The organism is Streptomyces hainanensis (assembly GCF_004348415.1).
Classification (GTDB): Bacteria; Actinomycetota; Actinomycetes; order Streptomycetales; family Streptomycetaceae; genus Streptomyces; species Streptomyces hainanensis.
Window position 1 is genome coordinate 1 of record NZ_SMKI01000714.1, and the last position, 2,550, is coordinate 2,550.

Annotated in this window: 2 protein-coding genes; one reads left to right on the top strand and one right to left on the bottom strand. The window is 75.4% G+C overall.

Translation table 11 applies throughout. The annotated features are described in order from the left end of the window. Window positions 1-195 precede the first annotated feature (195 nt). On the bottom strand, window positions 196-1,584 hold the full coding sequence (locus tag E1283_RS35070; protein WP_132822208.1) for an NsdA family TPR-like regulatory protein: 1,389 nt from the start codon (window positions 1,582-1,584) through the stop codon (window positions 196-198). Window positions 1,585-1,878: 294 nt separating this feature from the next. Between E1283_RS35070 and E1283_RS35075 the strand changes: the two genes are divergently transcribed. Further along, window positions 1,879-2,529: a bifunctional DNA primase/polymerase gene (locus E1283_RS35075; protein WP_132822209.1), complete on the top strand. Its 651-nt coding sequence runs from the start codon at window positions 1,879-1,881 to the stop codon at window positions 2,527-2,529. Window positions 2,530-2,550 lie beyond the last annotated feature (21 nt).

A 2,550-nucleotide genomic window follows, 5' to 3' on the forward strand; every position in this document is an offset into this window, starting at 1 on the left:
GCCGAGGCGGGGGTGGGCGGCCACGGGTCACTGTTCGCCGGCGGCAGTATCACGCCCTCGCGGGCCTCGTCATCGTGTCCGCTGTGGGTGGTCACCCGAGGCTCCTCGCTCGTTCCAGGCCGGTTCGCCGGGCCACGCTACCGGCTCCCCAGGAGAGTCGTGGCGCCGCGGCCCGGTCGTCAAGTCGCCCTGGGGTCAGGGCGACTGCCAACGAGCCGTGAACTCCCGCACCCGCGGCTCGCTCCGGTGTGGTTCCAGACGGCTCCTGAAGTCCGAGAAGTACTCGGCACCGCGGCCGGATCGCAGCCCGTGCAGCAGCGAGCCGGCCTCGTCGGCCGTCTGGCAGGCGTGTTCCAGATCACCCTCCTGCAACTGCCCCGTGGCGAGCAGCAACAGGCCCACCGCGCGCCGTCTGGCCCGGCCGTGCGGGTGCCCGGCCAGCGCCTCGGACGCCCGCTGCTGCGCGGCCCGGCCCTGGCCGAGGTCGCGGTGGCAGTGGGCCAGCTCGTCCGCCAGGTACGCGCCGTCGTAGTGGGCGACCCACGCCGGCTCGTCGCCCGACGCGTCGCCCGCCCGCTCGAAGGCGGCCAGCGCCGACGCGGCCGCCCGCCGGCAGCTCTCCCGGTCGCCGAGCTGCGCGTGGCCGCGCGCCTCGGCGGCCAGGAACAGCGCCTCGGCCCTCGGGGTGACCCGGCCGCGGGTGCCCTCCTGGGCCGCCCTGGCCAGCTGGATCACCTCGCGCGGATTGCCGAGTTCGGCGGCGAGATGGCTCATCCCGGCCGCCAGCACATAGCCGCCGAAGCCCCGGTCGCCGGCCGCCTGGGCGAGGCGCAGCGCCTGGATGTAGTAGCGCTGGGCGAGGCCGGGGAGGCCGGTGTCCACCGCCATGTAGCCGGCCAGTTCGGTGAGGCGGGAGGCGGCCCCGAACAGCTCGCGGCCCACCGCCTCCCGGTAGGAGCCGCCGAGCAGCCCGGCGACCACGCTGTTCAGGTAGTGCACGACGACCGGCCTGACGTGGCCGGCGCCCCAGCGCCGGTCGAGGTCGATCAGAGCCGCCGTGGTGGCCCGCACGGCCTCCACGTCGGCGGCGCCGACCCGCGGTCCCGAGGCGCGGGCCACCTCGGGGTCGGCCGGGGTGATCAGCCAGTCGCGGCTGGGCTCGACGAGGGCCGACGGGGCGACCTGGGCGCTGCCGGCCGCGTAGGGACCCGCGGTGTCGGCGGCCTCGCGGCGTATCACGTCGGACCGCCACAGCTCGGCGGCCTGTTCGACGCTCTCGGCGAGGCCGGCGGCGAAGTGCAGGCCGACCGCCGAGGTGAGCTGGCGGGAGGTGCCCATGCCGATCTCGTCGACGCTCACCGCGCGACCGAGCTTGCGGCCCAGCGCCTCGGCGATGATCTCGGGGGCGCGGCCGCGCGGCTGTTGACCGCGGATCCAGCGCGCGACGGACGTCTTGTCGTAGCGGTAGTCGAGGCCGCGCTCGGCCGCGCACATGTTGACGCGGCGCGCCAGCCCGGCGTTGGAGCAGCCGGCCTCGCGGATCAGAGACAGCAGTCTCTCGTTCGGCTGGCGGGCAGGTGGCACGCCCTGGTGGCGCCTTCCGGTCGAGACCGGGGGGAGAAAACTCGCGGACGGTGGTCTTGCAGTCATCACCGGCTCCCTTGCTGACGGGCTGCCCGGGGAGATCCCGGCACATCACTGCCCGTGCCGGCCCGGCTCCATCCCGTATGCCCCTCCCGATGCACCGATGCGCCCCGCGTGCGGGACCAGCCAGAACACGCCAGTCGCGCGCCGGGCCGTAACCCATCCGGAGCAATCAGCGTTGGGGCGGTTGTGGATAAGCCCATCGGAGTCTCCTCGCGAGTCACCAGCCCGCCCATGTCCCCCATGTCCTCGATGTCCCCCACCCTGACCGCCCGACGTGCCGAATCACCGCTGGAGCACGCCGTCCGCTACACCGACGAGCGCCGCTGGGACGTCCTGCCCGGCACCTGGCTCGAGACGCGTGGCGGGCGGGTCAGTTGTTCGTGCGCCGTCCCCGGGTGCCGCGCGCCCGGCGCACACCCCACGCGCCCCGATTGGACCGCGCAGGCGACGGGCAGTGTGGCCGCCGCCCGCCGGCTGTGGACCGAGGAGCCGTGGGCGGCGATCCTGCTGCCGACGGGCCGCTCGTTCGACGTCCTGGAGGTGTCGGAGACGGCGGGCTGCCTGGCGCTGGCGCGGATGGAGCGGATGAGCGCGTCCTGCGGCCCGGTCACGCAGACGCCGTTCGGCCGGATGCAGTTCCTCGTCGCTCCCGGTGGCGCGCCCAAGGTCCCCGGGCTGCTGCGCAAGTTGGGCTGGGGGACGGTCGGGCCCGAGCTGACGGTCAGGGGCGAGGGCGACTTCGTGGCCGCGCCGCCCACCCGGGTCGGGTCGCGCGGCTCGGTGCGGTGGGTGCGGCCGCCGAGCTCGGCCAACCGGTGGCTGCCGGCCGTGGAGGAGCTGCTGGCCCCGCTGGCCTACGCCTGCGGGCAGGAGCCGCGCTGATCCTCTGCCGGGTGGGGGGGC

Coding starts and splice junctions, on each gene's coding strand:
- E1283_RS35075 (WP_132822209.1), top strand. CDS start 1,879: ATGTCCCCCATGTCCTCGATGTCCCCCACCCTGACCGCCCGACGTGCC.